The organism is Subtercola frigoramans (assembly GCF_016907385.1).
In the GTDB taxonomy this organism is placed as follows: domain Bacteria; phylum Actinomycetota; class Actinomycetes; order Actinomycetales; family Microbacteriaceae; genus Subtercola; species Subtercola frigoramans.
The window spans coordinates 977,271-996,161 of record NZ_JAFBBU010000001.1 but is presented as its reverse complement, the minus strand read 5'-3'; the positions used below and the strand labels follow the sequence as shown (position 1 = coordinate 996,161).

The following is an 18,891-nucleotide window of genomic DNA, read 5'->3' as shown; positions in this document are numbered from 1 at the left end:
TCGGCGTACGGCCCTCTCCCGCACGCCCTTAACCAGAGATGGGCCGCACCTTTCGGCACGGCCCATCTTGTGGAGAGCTGGTACTACTTGGTGACCTTGGTCACCGTTCCGGCGCCGACGGTGCGGCCACCCTCGCGGATGGCGAAGCCGAGGCCCTCCTCCATGGCGATGGGCTGAATGAGCTCAACGCTGATGTCGGTGGTGTCGCCGGGCATGACCATCTCGGTGCCTTCTGGCAGCGTGATGACGCCGGTGACGTCGGTGGTGCGGAAGTAGAACTGCGGGCGGTAGTTCGTGTAGAACGGGTTGTGACGGCCACCCTCATCCTTGGAGAGGATGTAGGCGGTGCCCTCGAAGCCGGTGTGCGGGGTGACCGAACCGGGCTTCACGACAACCTGGCCACGCTCAACGTCGTCACGCTTGGTGCCGCGCAGGAGCAGACCACAGTTCTCGCCGGCCCAGGCCTCGTCGAGCTGCTTATGGAACATCTCGATACCCGTGACCGTGGTCTTCTGCGTCGGGCGGATGCCCACGATCTCGACCTCGGAGTTGATCGCCAGCGTGCCACGCTCTGCACGGCCGGTGACGACGGTGCCACGACCGGTGATCGTGAACACGTCTTCGATCGGCATGAGGAACGGCTTGTCACGGTCACGCACGGGGTCAGGAACCGACTCGTCGACGGCAGCCATGAGCTCGAGAATGCTCTCGACCCACTTCTCGTCGCCCTCGAGGGCCTTGAGTGCGGACACACGAACGACGGGTGCGTCGTCGCCGTCGAAGCCCTGGCTCGAGAGGAGCTCACGGACCTCGAGCTCAACGAGCTCGAGGATCTCTTCGTCGTCAACTGCGTCGGTCTTGTTCAGAGCGACGAGCAGGTACGGAACGCCGACCTGGCGAGCGAGCAGAACGTGCTCACGCGTCTGGGCCATGGGACCATCGGTCGCAGCAACCACGAGGATCGCGCCGTCCATCTGGGCGGCACCCGTGATCATGTTCTTGATGTAGTCAGCGTGGCCCGGAGCGTCGACGTGCGCATAGTGACGCTTGTCGGTCTCGTACTCAACATGCGAGATGTTGATCGTAATGCCGCGCTGGCGCTCTTCGGGGGCGGAGTCGATCGACGCGAAGTCGCGCTGAACGTTGGTCGCCGACGGGAACTTGTCGGCGAGCACCTTGGAAATGGCCGCGGTGAGCGTGGTCTTTCCGTGGTCAACGTGACCGATTGTTCCGATGTTTACGTGCGGCTTGGTCCGCTCGAACTTGGCCTTAGCCACTGGGTCCTCCTCAGGACTTCAATGTAGATCTCTGAAGACTCAGGTCTCTACGGGGGATTTCTTTATTTTACGGTATTGGGCAACCGGAACAGCTTAGCCGGTTGCTCGCTCTGGGAGCGAGCGGCAGTAAGTGTTACTCGCCCTTGTTCTTCTGGATGATCTCGTCGGCAACAGCCTTCGGGACCTCGGCGTAGCTGTCGAACGTCATCGAGTAGACGGCGCGACCAGAGGTCTTGCTCCGCAGGTCTCCGACGTAACCGAACATCTCCGACAGCGGAACATTCGCGCGGATGACCTTGACGCCGGTGGCATCCTCCATGGACTGGATCTGGCCACGGCGCGAGTTCAGGTCACCGATGACGTCGCCCATGTACTCCTCAGGAGTGCGGACCTCGACGGCCATCAGGGGCTCGAGGAGAACGGGCTGCGCCTTGCGAGCTGCCTCCTTGAACGCCATCGTGCCAGCGATCTTGAACGCCATTTCGGACGAGTCGACATCGTGAGCTGCGCCATCGAGAAGGATGCCCTTCACGCCGACCATCGGGTACCCGGCGAGCACACCGACGGCCATTGCCGCCTGGAAGCCCTGGTCTACCGAGGGGATGTATTCACGAGGAACACGACCACCCGAGACCTTGTTCTCGAATTCGTAGATCTTCTCAGCGGTGACCTCAAGAGGCTCGATCGAGATCTGGATCTTCGCGAACTGACCCGAACCACCGGTCTGCTTCTTGTGGGTGTAGTCGTGCTTGTCCACCGTGCGACGAATCGTCTCACGGTAGGCAACCTGCGGCTTGCCCACATTGGCTTCGACGTTGAACTCGCGGCGCATACGGTCGACGAGGATGTCGAGGTGAAGCTCGCCCATTCCCTTGATGACCGTCTGGCCGGTGTCCTGGTTCTGCTCGGTACGGAAGGTCGGGTCTTCTTCTGCCAGCTTCTGGATGGCCAGGCCCAACTTCTCCTGGTCAGCCTTCGTCTTCGGCTCGATTGCGACCTCGATGACGGGCTCAGGGAACGTCATCGATTCCAGCACGACGGGGTGCGCCGGGTCGGCAAGGGTGTCACCGGTGGTGGTGTCCTTCAGGCCGATGACGGCATAGATGTGACCGGCCGTGACCGAGGCCACCGGGTTCTCCTTGTTGGCGTGCATCTGGAAGATCTTGCCGATGCGCTCCTTCTTGCCCTTGGTCGCGTTGATGATCTGCGCACCGGAGTCGACGTGACCCGAGTAGACACGGATGTAGGTCAGGCGACCGAAGAACGGGTGCACCGCGACCTTGAACGCCAAGGCGGCGAACGGGTCGGTGGAGTTTGCACCACGGGAGATGATGATCTCCTCGTCGCGCACATCGTGCCCTTCGACGCTCGGAACATCGAGCGGGCTCGGCAGGTAGTCGACCACAGCATCGAGCATCGGCTGGACGCCACGGTTCTTGAAGGCAGAGCCACAGAGGACCGGGTAGATCTCGCTGTTGACCGTGAGCTTGCGGATCGCAGCCTTGATCTCGGCAACCGAGAAGTCGATGTCACCGGACAGGTAACGCTCGAGCAGCTCGTCGCTGGTCTCGGCAACAACCTCGATGAGCTTCTCGCGGTACTCGTCGGCCAGTTCCTGCAGGTCTGCAGGAATGGGCTCGATGTCGTACTTCGCACCGAGCTCGACATCACCCTTGGAGTCACCGCGCCAGGTCAGCGCGCGCATCTCGACCAGGTCGACAACACCCTCGAAGCTTGACTCAGCGCCGATCGGGAGCTGGATGACCAGCGGGCGGGCGCCGAGGCGCTTCACGATCGTGTCGACGGTGAAGTAGAAGTCAGCACCCAGCTTGTCCATCTTGTTGACGAAGCAGATACGCGGGACGTCGTACTTGTCGGCCTGGCGCCAGACGGTCTCCGACTGGGGCTCGACGCCCTCCTTGCCGTCGAATACCGCGACGGCACCATCGAGCACACGAAGTGAGCGCTCGACCTCGACCGTGAAGTCGACGTGGCCGGGGGTGTCGATGATGTTGATCTGGTTCTCGTTCCAGAAACACGTGGTTGCAGCAGACGTGATCGTGATGCCGCGCTCCTGCTCCTGCGCCATCCAGTCCATCGTGGCTGCGCCGTCGTGGACTTCACCGATCTTGTGAGTGATACCCGTGTAGAACAGGATGCGCTCAGTGGTGGTGGTCTTGCCGGCATCGATGTGGGCCATGATGCCGATGTTGCGGACCTTGTTCAGGTCGGTAAGCACGTCCTGTGCCACGGATTTCCTCCGATATGTAATGCATCAAAAGTTGAAGCGCTGAGGCTACTCGCGAGGAGTGGCCCGGGGCCCGAGACGGGCCCCGGCGCTGGCGTCGCAGTGAGGGCCAGAAATGGCCCTCACCTATAGCTCCAGCGCGCCAGCAAGCTGGTAAATCTTCGATCTACCAGCGGTAGTGCGCGAAGGCCTTGTTCGACTCGGCCATCTTGTGAGTGTCTTCACGACGCTTGACGGCAGCGCCGAGACCATTCGATGCGTCGAGGATCTCGTTGGTGAGACGCTCGGTCATGGTCTTCTCGCGACGACCCTTCGCATAGGTCGTGAGCCACCGCAGTGCGAGCGTGTTCGCACGGTGCGGCTTGACCTCGACGGGGACCTGGTAGGTCGAGCCACCGACGCGGCGGCTCTTGACCTCGATGGTCGGGCGCACGTTGTCGAGCGCCTTCTTGAGAGTGACAACCGCGTCGGCGCCATTCTTGCTGGAGACGCCGGCAAGAGCGTCATAGACGATCTTCTCTGCGAGGCCCTTCTTGCCATCAAGAAGGATCTTGTTGACGAGCTGGCTGACGATGGGAGCGCCGTAAACCGGGTCTGCAACCACGGGACGCTTGGGAGCTGGTCCTTTGCGAGGCATTACTTCTTCTCCATCTTCGCGCCGTAGCGGCTGCGAGCCTGCTTGCGGTTCTTGACAGCCTGGGTGTCAAGCGCGCCGCGAACGATCTTGTAACGGACGCCGGGCAGGTCTTTCACCCGACCGCCGCGCACGAGCACCATCGAGTGCTCCTGCAGGTTGTGGCCTTCACCGGGAATGTAGGCCGTGACCTCAGTACCGTTGGAGAGCTTGACGCGGGCGACCTTGCGGAGAGCCGAGTTCGGCTTCTTCGGCGTGGTGGTGTACACACGAGTGCACACACCGCGCTGCTGCGGGTTGGACTTGAGAGCAGGCGCTTTGGTCTTGGAGACCTTGCGCGTTCGGCCCTTACGGACCAGCTGCTGAATGGTAGGCACTACATGACTCCTTGTGTTTACTGCACGGTGACAGCTGCTACTGAAAATGAGCATTCGAAGACGGCACGCCCTGTTCCCGTGGAAACGGACGCGTGTTTCGAGTTCAATTGGACCTACCTGCAGACCGCACAGAGTGAATCTGATTGAGGTAGGTATGCCGTGGGGGCTGATCGTTCGAAGGAGCTGAACAATCAAACCCTGCTTTGTATGAAGCATGCGTGGCCGGGCGGTTGCCTGCGTCATGAAGACACGAGTACCGAACGAGCGCACGACAAAGCGCACACCTCGAAAATAATACTCGGGTGAAGGCCTCTGGTCAAGCGAGCGCCGGGTGCCTCACAGTGGCGCCGGCCCCCGTGCAGCACGGAATCCGCTGCGCGTCGGACGTCTGCCTGCGTAGTCAGACCAACGGCGTCGCAACCGCATGCTGCGGGTACTGCGCCGCGGTCTGCGCAGCGGTCTGCTCGGCGAGTTTTCGCTCGTATTCTTCGCGGTCGGCGGTGTTGCGCGCCTTCAGCTTGCGCCCCCGCGAGCTGATCCACGCTCCGACCCAGATCGTGACCTCGCGAGCAACGATCGCAGCCGCGAGGGTCAGGGGATCCATCACCAGTCCCCGAATGAACTGGGCGGCCTCGTCAGGGGTGAAGTTCCACGCCTGGACGGCCAGCAGGGCCCCGAGTATGGCTGCGCCATAGACCACGACGGCAATGAGGAACCCGCCGAACACGTATGCCCACCAGCTGGCACGGTTGACGATGAGCACGACCAGAATGAGGGCGATGGCGAAGAAGATGACCGGCACGTAGAACGCCGGACTCGTCATGAACTGCATCAAGACAGAACCGACCTTGTTGCCAGCAACAGAGAAGGAGAGGATCGCGAGGCTGACGAGGGCATACACGATCGCGAACACGACCGCACCAACGAGGGCGATGAGCGTGCCGATGCCGCGATTGCTTCGCCGCCTGGGAGGGGTCAGCACCGGCACCACGACAGGAACTGGCGGTACGTAACCCGGCGGCAGGTAGGCCTCGACAGGCGCGCCATTGGGGTACCGTGCTGCGAGTTCTGCCTGGGGAGTCGCATAGGCCGCGGGCGGGGCGTACGCCGCGGGCGGCGCGTACGCGGCCGGTTGGGCGAAGGCAGCAGCCGGGTACGCAATAGCGGCCCCACCAACGGCACCCGCCGCGGCAGCACCCGCGAGCGCGGCGCCGGGAGCGGCAGGCGCGTCGTCAGACTGGGCGACAGGTGCCACGGCACTCTCGCTCGCAGCCGGGGAGGCGACCCTTTCGACAGGAACGGCCGGTTCGATGGGTGCCGCCGGAGCGGATGCCTGATCGGCCGTTGCGCTGGAATCCGCTGGGGCCTCGACGGGAGATTCGACAACGGGCGATTCCGCCATCGGCTGCGGCACGGTGGCTTCGCTCGGCGAGGCAGCAGCGGTCTCCAGCGAGGTGACCCGCTCCTGCACTACGGTCTCCGCTGCCGGATGCTCGACCGAATCGCTTGCGTGCGACAGGGAGTCACTCGTCTCCGGTGCGGGCGCGGGTGATTCACCGTGGCCGAGAGGAGGTGCGGCTTCTTCGCCAGCGCTGTGTTCGTCGGTGCTCATGATGCCACTCCTTCACGGGCCGGTCGGCCGCACTGCTACGGCAAACGTGCCGCAGCCACACTCTAACAATGCCCAGGCGGAACCTCGGGGAAATCCGCTTCAGAAACGCGGCTCGTGGCGCGCGACCGGTTTCACCGACAACGCACCAGCACCATAGGATTCGGGCAATGACCGCCAGACTCTCCCGATTCCTCAAACAGAGCGGCCTGCTTGCCGAACTCGTCCCCGACACCTTCGGTGCGGCCGGATTCACTCTGCGCGTCGGCGGCGAAGCCCAGTCGCATGTCTATCCGACCGCGCCGGACGAGGTTCTCTACGACTACGTGCGCCGGATCGCGAACGCCGCCGACCTCGTTGCCGCCGCCCGCGCCCCCATCCGTGTGCTCCATCTCGGCGCCGGAGCCCTGACGCTGGCACGATACATTTCGGCCACTCGACCCGGGTCGCAGCAGTTCGTCATCGAACTGGAGCCAGATCTCGTCGACTTCGTGTTCGAACACCTGCCGCTCGACGCGCAGGCCGACCTCACACTGCGCATCGACGACGCACGCAACGGGCTCACCTGGGCAGCGACATCTGCCCCGTTCGACCTGATCGTGTCGGATGTGTACGTGGGATCATCCACACCACCACATCTGAAGACGATCGGCTTCTACCAGGAACTCGCAGGGTTGCTGGCCCCGCAGGGAATCGTGGCCGTCAATGTGGCTGACGACAACGGGCTCGCCGCCGTGCGCGCGCAGGCAGACGCCGTCCGCCGGGCGTTCAGCCTGGTCGCTGTGGCTGACCCGACCTCCCTCACAGACCAGCTGGGTGAGGGCAACGCGGTGATACTCGCATCGGCGGGCCAACACCTGCTCGCCAGGCTGCCCCAACTGCAGTCGGCAGGCCCGCACCCGAGCGGCCTGGTGCGACCCCACGAACTGGCGAACTTCATCGGCGATGCGGTGGCAGCGACGGATGCCCGGGGCTGAAGCTCAGGGCATCCGTCTAGCTTCTCCACCCGAACTGACGATGCACCAGCATCAGCGATATGCGTCAGCGTCAGCGTCAGTCCTCAGCATCAGAGCGTCGACGCGTAGTCGGGGACGTACCGGGTGAGCGAGAGGGGCGGCCGTTCGTAGTCGGTGGCCGGCGGGCGCTTGGGGAACACGACGTGCGGAGGTTCGAGGTGCTCGTAGGGGATCTGTGAGAGCAGGTGACTCATCATGTTGAGTCGCGCGGAACGTTTGTCTTCGCTCTCGACGGTCCACCACGGTGACTCGGCAATGTCGCAGTGCACGAACATCTCGTCCTTGGCCTTGGAATAGTCTGCCCATTTCGTGATCGACAGCAGATCTGTCTGCGAGAGCTTCCACCGGCGCATGGGGTCGTTCAGCCTCGACCGGAAGCGCGCCTCCTGTTCGCGGTCGGAGACCGAGAACCAGTACTTCAGCAGGATGATGCCGTCTTCGACGAGCATCCGTTCGAAGAGCGGAGCCTGGTGCAGGAAACGACGATACTCGTCGGCCGTGCAGTAGCCCATGACCTTCTCGACCCCTGCCCGGTTGTACCAGGAACGGTCGAAGAGAACGATCTCGCCCTTGGTGGGCAGGTGCTGCACGTAGCGCTGGAAGTACCACTGGCCGCGTTCGCGTTCTGAAGGTACGGGAAGTGCCGCTATGCGGGCGACCCGCGGGTTGAGGTACTCAGTGACCCGTTTGATGGCTGAACCCTTGCCCGCCGCGTCGCGACCCTCGAAGAGTACGAGCACTCGCGCGCCGGTTTCGATCACCCACTCCTGGGCGGCGACGAGTTCGGCCTGGAGCCGCTGGAGTTCGGCTTCGTAGACGGCCTTGTTGATGCGTTTGGGGCGGATCGGGGCGGATTTACTCAACGGAGTCCCTTCGTCTGGTGATCAGGCTAGTGGCTCCTGCTCCCCCTCAGCCGCCAGCGCCGCCTCTTCGACCGCCGCAGCGAACTGCTCGACCTCGGCTGCGAGTTCGAGAACCTCTTCGACGACACGCTCATCCCGGGCCCGACGAGCAATGGGGCTCACCACGAAGAGGTAGATCGCATCGAGAATCCCGGCCGAGTTCACGAGGAACAGCGCTGCAAACCAGGGTCTGCTGTCGTTGCGGGCGGCTCTCCAGAGCGAAGCGGCCTTCCAGGCCAGGCCCCACACCATGACGACGGCGAGGATCTTCTGCTGGAGGGGGCTGAGCTTCGTGTGCATACTGATCTCACTGTGATTCATGGCTCTCCTGACGTCGACGGTCGCTCGCACTCTGTTGCGGGCGACCCCCTTCATAGTGGCTCCGGCCCACGCCTCGCAGCAAGGCCGAAAGTCCCGACGAAGGGGGTCTCGAGCATCCGAACTCAGGGGCCAGAAGTGCTACTGGCCTGCCTTCTCAGAAGCCGCACTGGACTTCGAGGCCCCGATCCACCAGACGTAGGGCGGCGGCGTGCCGTTGATCGCCCAGTCGCCGACGATCCTCGCCTTGAAGACGACCGGATTGTGCGACGACGCCGTACGAGCATTGCGCCAGTAGCGGTCGAGCCTCTTCGACTCACTCACGCCCGAGGCGCCCAGCGCGTTCAGAACCGTGCTGGTCGCCTCCAGCGCGAGCTTCACGAGCACGACCTGGCCCTGGGCAGAGTCGAGTTCGGCCCGGATGTTCGCCTGGAGCTCCTTCGCTTCGTCGAACTCGTAGCGGGCCAGGTACGAGGCCTGCGATGCTTCGGCCGAGCGCACGGCGATCGCGGTCGCAGCGAACCCCTGCGCGGTCGCCTCGCCGACCACCTGCTGGATCTGCGGGTCGTCACTCCAGACCGGCGCGGCCCCATTGCTGTAGACGCGGGTGCGCCCCTTGGCCTGTGCGGCGACCTCCCGGGCTGCTGCCCGTGTGCTGCCGGCGAGAACGGCCAGCAGAACGAGCTGGTAGAACGCCGTCTGGTATCTGAAGCGCGATTCGAACGGGAAAACGTTCTCGGGCAGCACCAGGGCATCGCGGAAGGTGCTCGTTCCGCTACCCGTGGTTCGCTGGCCGAAGCCGTCCCAGTCATCCTGTTGGGCGACAGCATCCTGATGCGTGCTCACGGCGGCGATCACCAGTTCGTCGGTGTCGGAGCGCTGCGAGAACACGTCGATCCAGTCGGCGAAGATGCTGCCGGTGCTGTAGTACTTCTCACCGTTCACGACCCAGCCGTCTGGCCCCGGTGTGACCTTGGTATCGACGGTGCCGACCTCGACGGCGCCGACCTCGGTCCACGCGTTGCCGACCAGGTCTCCGGAGACGAACCGGGCGAACCACCCGCTCTGGTCTGACGTCGCATGGGCGTTCAGGCGGTCTTCGACAAAGGCGAAGTGCCCGCGAAGCGACTGGGGGATGTTCGAATCGGCTTCGGCCAGTTCGATCAGCAGCTCGATCAGCTGGGGCAGCGAAGCCCCGGCCCCGCCGTATTTCTTCGGCACCCGCACGGCGCCGAACCCCGCCTCTTTGAGCGCACGGATCTCTCCGTACGGCAGCGCGCGCTGCTTCTCACGGTCGAGGGCGGTCGCCCGGATCGTCTCGAACAGTGGCCGGAACCGCGCTGCGAGCGCCTCGTAGTCCGTTCCGGTCGACAGTTCGTCGACTGCGCTGTGCACGGCAGCATCGTCGAGCTGTGCAGTGTCGTTCGTCATAGCTTCATCCTCAGTGGTTCGACGTGCGGCCTGGTCGGTCGTGCGGGATCAGGTGTACCAGCTCGGTGCCGGCAGTGCGCCGAGCAGTACATACTCGCCGACCTCACGCTTCTTGTATGGCAGCGGGTCGTGCAGGCTGTGCGTGCGGAGGTTGCGCCAGTAGATGTCGAGGCCGACCTTGTTCGACGAGGCGCGGGCACCGGTCAGCTCGAACACCTTTGTGGCAGCTTCGAGACCATCTTCGGCGATGCGCAGTTTTGCCGCCGCGATTCGAACAGCGACGTCTCCCCTGGCCTTCTCCGTGAGGGCCTCGCGCTCGGCGTGCAGTACTGCACTCAGTTCACGGTCGACCTGGTCGATCAGTGCTTCATCGGCCCACAGCTTAGACTGCAGTTCGCCGTAGCCCGACAGAATGTAGAACTCCTCTGTCGCCTCCTGCTTGTTGTCGCCGCCGTAGGGCCACGCCCTCGTGGTGGTTCGCGTGTACTCCGCCGCGGCGGCCACAGCACCCTGCGCGATGCCGAGGTAGATGTTGCTGAAGATCTGCTGCACGAGCGGAACGTTCAAGGAGTTGTAGGTGAGGGGCAGGTAGACCTTGTTCTCGAAGCCAGCAGCCGAAGCCCAGTCGGCGCGGACACCATCGATGACCACCGAACCCGACTCTGAGAGACGCTGGCCCAGGTTGTCCCAGTCACCGGCGAACTGGATGCCCGGCTGATCGGTCGGCACGATGACGAAGATGTGCGTTTCTGTGCCGTCGAGCACTCCCTCGAGAACCGTGAGGTCGGAGATGCGGCCGCCGGTCGAGAATGACTTGCGCCCGTTGTAGACGAGCTCTTCGCCCTCTTCGGAGATCGTCAGGTCGCCATCGCGCGGGTTCACGGCGCCGCCGAAGAACAGGGTGTTGGTCGTGTAGAGCTCCTCGACCGCGGCGATCTGCGGCTCGGTGCCGACCAGGCGAACGGCCCAGGCCCACAGGTAGTGATAGCCGAGCAGCTGGCCGATCGATGCGTCGGCACGCGAGACGGTGCGCACGACGGCGAGAGCGGTGACCCACTCCTGGCCGCCCCCTCCGAAGGCTGCCGGACCGAGGAGTGTCACGAGTCCGGAATCCTTGAGCAGCTGCACTTCGGCATGCGGCGCCTGGTTGGCACGATCCCTGGCGAGGGCGTCTTCGGCGAGGATCTCTGCAACCTGCTCTGCGCGGGCGATCCATTCGGCCGCCGAACTCGGTAGGGGCAGGCTGGCCCAGAGCGAGGGGGTTGCGGTCTCGACTACTGCTTGGTCTGACATCTGGCACATCTCCACAGGATTTCGGGTTCGCCGGAGAATCCTCATCGAGAACCGGGCGAAGGAGCGATTTACGCGATTCGTCGACAGTAGTGAACGAAGCGGGTGGAGTGCGCGTCGATGACGTCATGCGTCGCTGTGTTTCGTTCTGAGTCACTGCCTGGCCGGGATGCTTGACTTTTGCTCCGCTGCTCTCAGCGCGCACGCCCGAAACGACGAAGGCCCCCCGCTTGCGCGAGGGGCCTTCGTTCGATCATCCGGTGCAGAGAACTGCACCAGCGGTCACCTAGTTGTAGGTGCCGGGGGTGTAGTCGTCGCTGGAGAAGCTGTCGAAGTCGACGAACGACAGGTCGGCTTCGCTGAACACGGCGTCATCGGTGAAGATGCGGTTCGGGTAGCGCTCGGCCTTCGCCTCTTCGGTCGCCTCGACGGTGACGTTGCGGTACTTCTGCAAGCCCGTTCCGGCCGGGATGAGCTTACCGATGATGACGTTCTCCTTGAGGCCGACCAGCGGGTCGCTCTTGCCCTCCATGGCGGCCTGCGTGAGAACACGCGTGGTCTCCTGGAAGGAAGCGGCCGACAGCCACGACTCGGTTGCGAGCGAAGCCTTGGTGATACCCATGACCTCCTGGCGGGCCGAAGCGGTCTTGCGACCCTCGGTCAGCGCCTCGCGGTTGAGGATGTTGTAGCGCTGGCGGTCGACGAGCTCACCGGGGAGCAGGTCGGTGTCACCGTGGTCGACGACAGTCACCTTGCGGAGCATCTGGCGAACGATGACCTCGATGTGCTTGTCGTGAATCGGGACACCCTGTGAGCGGTAGACGCCCTGCACACCACCGACGAGGTGCTCCTGCACGGCGCGGACGCCACGCACTCGCAGGACCTCTTTCGGGTCGATCGCGCCGACGTGCAGCTGCGTGCCGAGCTCGACGTGCTCGCCATCCTCGATGAGGAGGCTCGCGCGCTTGAGCACCGGGTAGGCAATCGCCTCGTCGCCGTTGTCTGGCGTGAGGATCAGCTTGCGGCTGCGGTCGGTGTCTTCGATCGTGATGCGGCCGGAGGCCTCTGCGATGGGCGACGCACCCTTGGGGGTACGTGCTTCGAAGAGCTCCTGCACGCGGGGAAGACCCTGCGTGATGTCGTCAGCCGATGCGGAACCACCCGTGTGGAAGGTACGCATGGTCAGCTGGGTGCCGGGCTCACCGATCGACTGTGCGGCGATGATGCCGACGGCCTCTCCGATGTCGACCAGCAGACCGGTGGCGAGCGAGCGGCCGTAGCAGGCAGCACACACACCGACGGCCGACTCACAGGTCAGAACCGAGCGCACCTTGATGTTCTCGACGCCGGCCTCGACCAACTTGTCGATCAACACGTCACCGATGTCTTCGCCAGCTTCAGCGACGACCGTGCCCTGGGCATCCACTGCGTCTGCAGCGAGGCTCCGGGCGAACACCGAGTTCTCGACGTTCGAGTCCTTGACCAGTACACCGTTGGCGTCGTGCGCCGCGATGATGAGGTCGAGTCCCTTGGTCGTGCCACAGTCGTCTTCACGAATGATGACATCCTGCGAGACGTCGACCAGACGACGCGTGAGGTACCCCGAGTCGGCGGTACGCAGCGCGGTGTCGGCCAGACCCTTGCGGGCACCGTGGGTCGCGATGAAGTACTCGGCGACCGAGAGGCCTTCACGGTACGACGAGATGATCGGGCGAGGGATGATCTCACCCTTCGGGTTGTTCACCAGGCCTCGCATACCCGCGATGTTGCGGATCTGCAGCCAGTTACCGCGGGCACCGGAGGTGACCATGCGGTTGATGGTGTTGTCGGCCGGGAAGTTCGCCTGCATGGCCTCTGCGACGTCTTCGGTCGCGCGGGTCCAGATCTGGATCAGCTCCTGGCGACGTTCGGCATCGGTGGTGAGGCCCTTCTCGTACTGCGACTGCACCTTGGCGGCCTGCTTCTCGTACGTCGCAACGATCTCGCGCTTGTTCGGCGGGGTCAGAACGTCGGAGAGAGCAACGGTGACGCCTGAGCGGGTGGCCCAGTAGAAACCGGCATCCTTGATGCGGTCGAGTGCCGCGGCAACTTCGACCTTCGGGTACCGCTCGGCGAGGTCGTTGACGATGGCCGAGATCTGGCCCTTGTCTGCGACCGCTTCGACGTACGGGTAGTCGGTCGGCAGCGTCTCGTTGAACAGCGCGCGGCCCAGGGTCGTCTCGACCAGGGTCACACCGGGGGCGTGATTGCCCTCGGCGAGAACAGCGTTCTCAGGAACCTCTCCCTCGGCGAACGTGATGTTCTCCAGACGGATGCGCACCTTGGCGTTGAGGTCGAGTGAACCCTGGTCTTTCGCCAGGATCGCCTCGGCAACGCTCGAGAACGCGCGCCCCTCGCCAATGACGCCTTCGCGCACGGTGGTGAGGTGGTGCAGGCCGATGATCATGTCCTGGGTGGGCAGGGTCACCGGGCGACCGTCAGACGGCTTCAGGATGTTGTTCGACGCCAGCATCAGGATGCGGGCTTCGGCCTGGGCTTCGACCGACAGCGGAAGGTGAACGGCCATCTGGTCACCGTCGAAGTCTGCGTTGAACGCAGTACACACGAGCGGGTGCAGCTGGATAGCCTTGCCCTCCACGAGCTGGGGCTCGAAAGCCTGGATGCCCAGTCGGTGAAGCGTGGGTGCACGGTTCAGCATGACGGGGCGCTCACGGATGATCTCCTCGAGCACATCCCACACCTGGGGGCGGCTCCGCTCGACCATACGCTTTGCGGCCTTGATGTTCTGGGCATGGCTCAGGTCGATCAGTCGCTTGATGACGAACGGCTTGAACAGCTCGAGTGCCATCTGCTTGGGCAGACCGCACTGGTGCAGTTTCAGCTGCGGGCCACCGATGATGACCGAACGGCCGGAGTAGTCCACGCGCTTGCCGAGCAGGTTCTGGCGGAACCGACCCTGCTTTCCCTTGAGCATGTCGCTCAAGGACTTGAGGGCGCGGTTTCCGGTACCGGTGACGGGGCGACCACGGCGACCGTTGTCGAAGAGTGCGTCGACGGCCTCCTGCAGCATGCGCTTCTCGTTGTTCACGATGATCTCGGGTGCACCGAGGTCAAGGAGTCGACGGAGGCGGTTGTTGCGGTTGATCACGCGGCGGTACAGGTCGTTGAGGTCGCTTGTTGCGAAGCGGCCACCGTCGAGCTGGACCATCGGGCGAAGCTCCGGCGGGATCACGGGGACCACGTCGAGAACCATTGCGGCCGGCGAGTTGCCGGTGATCAGGAAGGAGTTGACCACGCGCAGTCGCTTGATCGCGCGGATCTTCTTCTGGCCCTTGCCCTCGGAGATCTGCAGGTGCAGTGTGTCCGATTCGGTGGCGAGGTCGAAGGCTTCGAGGCGCTTCTTGATCGCCTCAGCACCCATGTAGGCCTCGAAGTACTGGCCGTACCTGTCTTGCAGCTCGTGGAACACAGAGTCTTCGGGCTTCAGCTCGCCGACCTTGAGGCTGCGGAAGTCTTCCCACACGCGCTCGAGCTGGGCGATCTGCTCGTCGAAGGACTTGCGGGCCTGGCCCATCTCCTTCTCGGCTGCATCCTTGGTGCGACGCTTCTGGTCGCTCTTGGCGCCTTCTGCCTCGAGGGCAGCAAGGTCGGTCTCGAGCTTCGCAAGACGGTCGGCGATGCGGGAGTCACGCTGGTCGGTGAGCGTCTTGATCTCGAGACGGAGTTCGTTCTCAAGGCCCGGAAGGTCTTCGTGACGAGCATCCACATCGACTGAGATGATCATGTAGGCAGCGAAGTAGATGACCTTCTCGAGGTCTTTCGGAGCCATGTCGAGCAGGTAGCCGAGGCGCGAGGGAACACCCTTGAAGTACCAGATGTGAGTGACGGGCGCAGCGAGTTCGATGTGGCCCATGCGCTCACGGCGCACCGACGACTTCGTGACCTCTACACCACAGCGCTCACAGACGATGCCTTTGAAGCGCACGCGCTTGTACTTGCCGCACGAGCACTCCCAGTCACGGGAAGGCCCGAAGATCTGTTCTCCGAAGAGGCCATCCTTCTCCGGCTTCAACGTGCGGTAGTTGATCGTTTCGGGCTTCTTGACCTCACCGTGTGACCACTTGCGAATGTCGTCTGCCGTAGCGAGACCGATTCGCAGTTCGTCAAAAGTTGTAACGTCGAGCAATTTATATTCTCCTGAAATTAGGAAGTTACATTTTGAAGTTTGGTGATGATGTGATCCGCGGATACCCCGATTCGCGGTCCGCGAATCACATCATTGGCTAGCGCCTAAATGTCGTCGATGGACGAGTTCTCGAAGCGCGTGGAGATGTTGATGCCGAGCTCTTCAGCAGCGCGGAAGACCTCGTCATCGGTGTCGCGCAGGCTGACTGCGGTGCCGTCTGCCGAAAGGACTTCGACGTTGAGGCAGAGCGACTGCATCTCCTTGATGAGCACCTTGAAGCTCTCGGGAATACCGGGCTCCTGGATGTTCTCACCCTTGACGATGGCTTCATACACCTTCACACGACCGAGGATGTCGTCCGACTTGATCGTCAGAAGCTCCTGCAGTGCGTACGCGGCGCCGTAGGCCTCGAGTGCCCACACTTCCATCTCACCGAAGCGCTGGCCACCGAACTGTGCCTTACCACCCAGCGGCTGCTGCGTGATCATGGAGTACGGGCCTGTCGAGCGAGCGTGGATCTTGTCGTCGACGAGGTGGTGCAGCTTCAGGATGTACATGTAACCGACGGAGATCGGGTTCGGGAACGGCTCGCCTGAGCGGCCGTCGAACAGGGTCGCCTTACCGGTGCCGTCGATCAGGCGGTCGCCGTCGCGGGTGGGCAGGGTCGAGTCGAGGAGACCTGCGATCTCCTCTTCGAGGGCACCGTCGAACACGGGGGTCGCGACCTTCGTGTTCGCTGGAGCCTCGTGCGCTGCCTCTGGCAGACGGCCGGCCCACTTGTTGCCCTTGCCCTCGACCTTCCAGCCCTGCTTGGCGATCCAGCCCAAGTGGATCTCGAGAACCTGGCCGAAGTTCATGCGGCCTGGGATACCGAGTGGGTTGAGCACCACGTCGACGGGAGTACCGTCTGCGAGGAACGGCATGTCTTCGACGGGGAGGATCTTGGCGATGACACCCTTGTTGCCGTGACGACCGGCGAGCTTGTCACCTTCGGTGATCTTGCGCTTCTGGGCGATGTAGACCACGACGCGCTGGTTGACGCCCGAGCCCAGTTCATCGTCGTTGTCGGCGGAGAACTCCTTGACAGCGATGATGGTGCCGCGCTCACCGTGGGGAACCTTCAGAGAAGTGTCGCGGACTTCGCGGCTCTTCTCGTTGAAGATCGCGCGAAGCAGGCGCTCCTCGGCCGAGAGCTCGGTCTCGCCCTTGGGCGTGACCTTTCCGACGAGGATGTCGCCGGGGCGAACCTCGGCGCCGATGCGGATGATGCCTCGCTCGTCGAGGTCTGCGAGCAACTCGGGGCTGACGTTGGGGAGGTCACGGGTGATCTCCTCCTTGCCGAGCTTCGTGTCACGGGCATCCACTTCGTATTCTTCGATGTGAATCGAGGAGAGCGTGTCGTCCTTCACCAGGTTCTGGCTCAGGATCATCGCGTCTTCGAAGTTGTAACCCTCCCACGGCATGAAGGCCACGAGCAGGTTCTTGCCGAGTGCGAGCTCGCCGTTCTCGGTGGCGGGGCCATCGGCGATGACCTCTCCGGCCTCGATGCGGTCGCCCTCGTTGACGATGACGCGCTGGTTGTAGCTCGTGCCCTGATTGGAGCGGTCGAACTTGCGCAGGTAGTACGTCTCGGTGCCACCCTCGTCAAGCGCGACGGTGACGACCTCAGCCGACACCTCCTGCACAACTCCGGCGTGGGATGCCGTGACGACGTCGCCGGCGTCGATGGCCGCGAAGCCCTCCATACCGGTACCCACGTAGGGGCTGTCGCTCATGAGGAGCGGAACGGCCTGGCGCTGCATGTTCGCACCCATGAGCGCGCGGTTTGCATCGTCGTGCTCGAGGAACGGGATGAGGCTTGTCGCGACGGAGACCATCTGGCGCGGCGAGACATCCATGTAGCCGATGACCTCGATCGGGAAGAGGTCGACCTCTCCACCCTTCTGGCGAGCGAGAACGCGGGGCTCAGCGAACCGGGCGTCCTTCGTCAGAGGAGCGTTGGCCTGGGCGACGACGTACTCGTCTTCTTCGCTGGCCGTGAGGTAGTCGATGTTCTCGGTGACCACGCCGTCGACGACGCGACGGTACGGGGTCTCGATGAAGCCGAAGGAGTTGATGCGAGCGAACGACGCCAGCGAGCCGATCAGGCCGATGTTCGGGCCTTCAGGGGTCTCGATGGGGCACATGCGACCGTAATGGCTGGGGTGAACGTCTCGAACTTCGACGCCGGCGCGCTCACGTGACAGACCACCCGGGCCCAGCGCGGAAAGGCGACGCTTGTGCGTCAGGCCCGCAAGGGGGTTGTTCTGGTCCATGAACTGCGAGAGCTGCGAGGTGCCGAAGAACTCCTTGATCGCGGCGACGACGGGGCGCACGTTGATCAAAGTCTGTGGGGTTATCGCTTCGATGTCCTGCGTGGTCATACGCTCGCGCACAACGCGCTCCATGCGGGAGAGACCCGTACGAACCTGGTTCTGGATGAGCTCGCCGACGGCACGGATACGACGGTTGCCGAAGTGGTCGATGTCGTCGATGTCGAGACGGATGTCGACCTTCTTGCCTGCGCGTACGCCGGGAAGGGTGGTCTGGTTCTCGTGGAGGGCCACGAGGTACTTGATCGTCGCGATGATGTCTTCGTTCGTCAGAACGGAGTTCGACAGCTCGCTCTCGAGGCCCAGCTTGCGGTTGATCTTGTAACGGCCCACCTTCGCGAGGTCGTAGCGCTTGGAGTTGAAGTAGAAGTTGTCGAGCAGCGCACGCGCAGCTTCGGCAGCAACCTGCTCGCCCGGGCGGAGCTTGCGGTAGATGTCTTTGAGCGCCTCTTCTTTGGTGAGGATGGAATCCTTCTCGAGAGTCGCTTCGATGCTGGAGTAGCCCTTGAACTGCTCGAGGATCTCCTCGCTCGTGAGGCCGAGGGCCTTCAGAAAGACGGTGACGCTCTGCTTGCGCTTGCGGTCGATGCGAACGCCGACCTGGTCGCGCTTGTCGATCTCGAACTCGAGCCAGGCACCACGGCTCGGGATGATGCGAGCCGAGTAGATGTCTTTGTCGGAGGTCTTCTCGAGCTGGCGGTCAAAGTAGACGCCGGGGCTCCGGACGAGCTGGGACACGACGACACGCTCGGTGCCGTTGATGATGAACGTGCCCTTCTCGGTCATCAGGGGGAAGTCGCCCATGAAGACGGTCTGGGTCTTGATCTCACCGGTGAGGTGGTTCATGAACTCTGCCTCGACGTACAGCGGAGCGGCGTAGGTCTTGCCACGCTCTTTACACTCGTCGATGGTGTACTTCTCGGGCTCGAGGAACGGGCTCGTGAAGCTGAGCTGCATGGTCTCGCCGAGGTCTTCGATCGGGGAGATCTCCTCGAAGATCTCATCCAGACCGGAGTGCTCTGGCAGGTCCTTGCGACCCTGCTTCTTGGCTTCGGCAACACGCGTCTTCCACGCGTCGTTGCCGACAAGCCAGTCGAAGCTCTCCGTCTGCAGTGCAAGCAGATCGGGAACCGTCAGGTTGTCAGAAATTTTGGCGAACGAGAGTCGCGATGCTCCGCGACCGTTCTTGGGTGTGGTGGTGGTTGCGTTGCTCGCAGCAGCCAAGGAAATA

General features: G+C 63.3%; 12 protein-coding genes. 1 reads left to right on the top strand and 11 read right to left on the bottom strand.

Annotated features, from left to right (window positions below; all coding sequences use genetic code 11):
- Positions 1–83 precede the first annotated feature (83 nt).
- The 5 genes from tuf to JOE66_RS04750 form a co-directional block, all read right to left on the bottom strand.
- A complete protein-coding gene (gene tuf, locus JOE66_RS04770) occupies positions 84–1,277 on the bottom strand; it encodes an elongation factor Tu (protein WP_205107225.1) in 1,194 nt (397 codons plus the stop codon).
- Between the two features lie 133 nt (positions 1,278–1,410).
- Positions 1,411–3,528, bottom strand: coding sequence for an elongation factor G (fusA, locus tag JOE66_RS04765; protein WP_205107223.1), 2,118 nt, complete (start codon positions 3,526–3,528; stop codon positions 1,411–1,413).
- A gap of 163 nt (positions 3,529–3,691) precedes the next feature.
- Positions 3,692–4,162 carry a 30S ribosomal protein S7 gene (gene rpsG, locus JOE66_RS04760; RefSeq protein ID WP_205107221.1) on the bottom strand — a complete coding sequence of 157 codons (471 nt, stop codon included), beginning with the start codon at positions 4,160–4,162 and terminating at the stop codon, positions 3,692–3,694.
- Positions 4,162–4,536, bottom strand: coding sequence for a 30S ribosomal protein S12 (gene rpsL / locus JOE66_RS04755; RefSeq protein ID WP_205107218.1), 375 nt, complete (start codon positions 4,534–4,536; stop codon positions 4,162–4,164). Before rpsL ends, rpsG begins: the two co-directional genes overlap by 1 nt.
- Positions 4,537–4,936: 400 nt before the next feature.
- Positions 4,937–6,148, bottom strand: a complete 1,212-nt coding sequence (locus JOE66_RS04750; RefSeq protein ID WP_205107216.1) for a tetraspanin family protein — start codon at positions 6,146–6,148, stop codon at positions 4,937–4,939.
- A 167-nt stretch (positions 6,149–6,315) separates the two neighbouring features.
- On the opposite strand from JOE66_RS04750, the gene JOE66_RS04745 reads away from it, so the two are divergent.
- Positions 6,316–7,122: a spermidine synthase gene (locus JOE66_RS04745; RefSeq protein ID WP_205107214.1), complete on the top strand. Its 807-nt coding sequence runs from the start codon at positions 6,316–6,318 to the stop codon at positions 7,120–7,122.
- 89 nt (positions 7,123–7,211) lie between these two features.
- On the opposite strand, the gene ppk2 is transcribed toward JOE66_RS04745, so the two are convergent.
- The 6 genes from ppk2 to rpoB all read right to left on the bottom strand — a co-directional run bounded on the left by ppk2 (position 7,212) and on the right by rpoB (position 18,884).
- The gene (gene ppk2 / locus JOE66_RS04740; RefSeq protein ID WP_239518227.1) at positions 7,212–8,024 is read right to left on the bottom strand and encodes a polyphosphate kinase 2; all 813 of its coding nucleotides are present in this window, start codon (positions 8,022–8,024) and stop codon (positions 7,212–7,214) included.
- A gap of 21 nt (positions 8,025–8,045) precedes the next feature.
- Positions 8,046–8,384 (bottom strand): DUF5652 family protein, encoded by a 339-nt coding sequence (locus JOE66_RS04735; RefSeq protein WP_205107212.1) that lies wholly within the window; start codon positions 8,382–8,384, stop codon positions 8,046–8,048.
- A 138-nt stretch (positions 8,385–8,522) separates the two neighbouring features.
- Complete coding sequence (locus JOE66_RS04730) at positions 8,523–9,812, bottom strand: acyl-CoA dehydrogenase family protein (RefSeq protein ID WP_205107210.1); 1,290 nt, start codon at positions 9,810–9,812, stop codon at positions 8,523–8,525.
- Between the two features lie 48 nt (positions 9,813–9,860).
- On the bottom strand, positions 9,861–11,105 hold the full coding sequence (locus JOE66_RS04725) for an acyl-CoA dehydrogenase family protein (protein WP_205107208.1): 1,245 nt from the start codon (positions 11,103–11,105) through the stop codon (positions 9,861–9,863).
- 283 nt (positions 11,106–11,388) lie between these two features.
- Positions 11,389–15,288, bottom strand: coding sequence for a DNA-directed RNA polymerase subunit beta' (locus JOE66_RS04720; RefSeq protein WP_205107206.1), 3,900 nt, complete (start codon positions 15,286–15,288; stop codon positions 11,389–11,391).
- Positions 15,289–15,392: 104 nt separating this feature from the next.
- On the bottom strand, positions 15,393–18,884 hold the full coding sequence (rpoB, locus tag JOE66_RS04715) for a DNA-directed RNA polymerase subunit beta (RefSeq protein ID WP_205107204.1): 3,492 nt from the start codon (positions 18,882–18,884) through the stop codon (positions 15,393–15,395).
- Positions 18,885–18,891 lie beyond the last annotated feature (7 nt).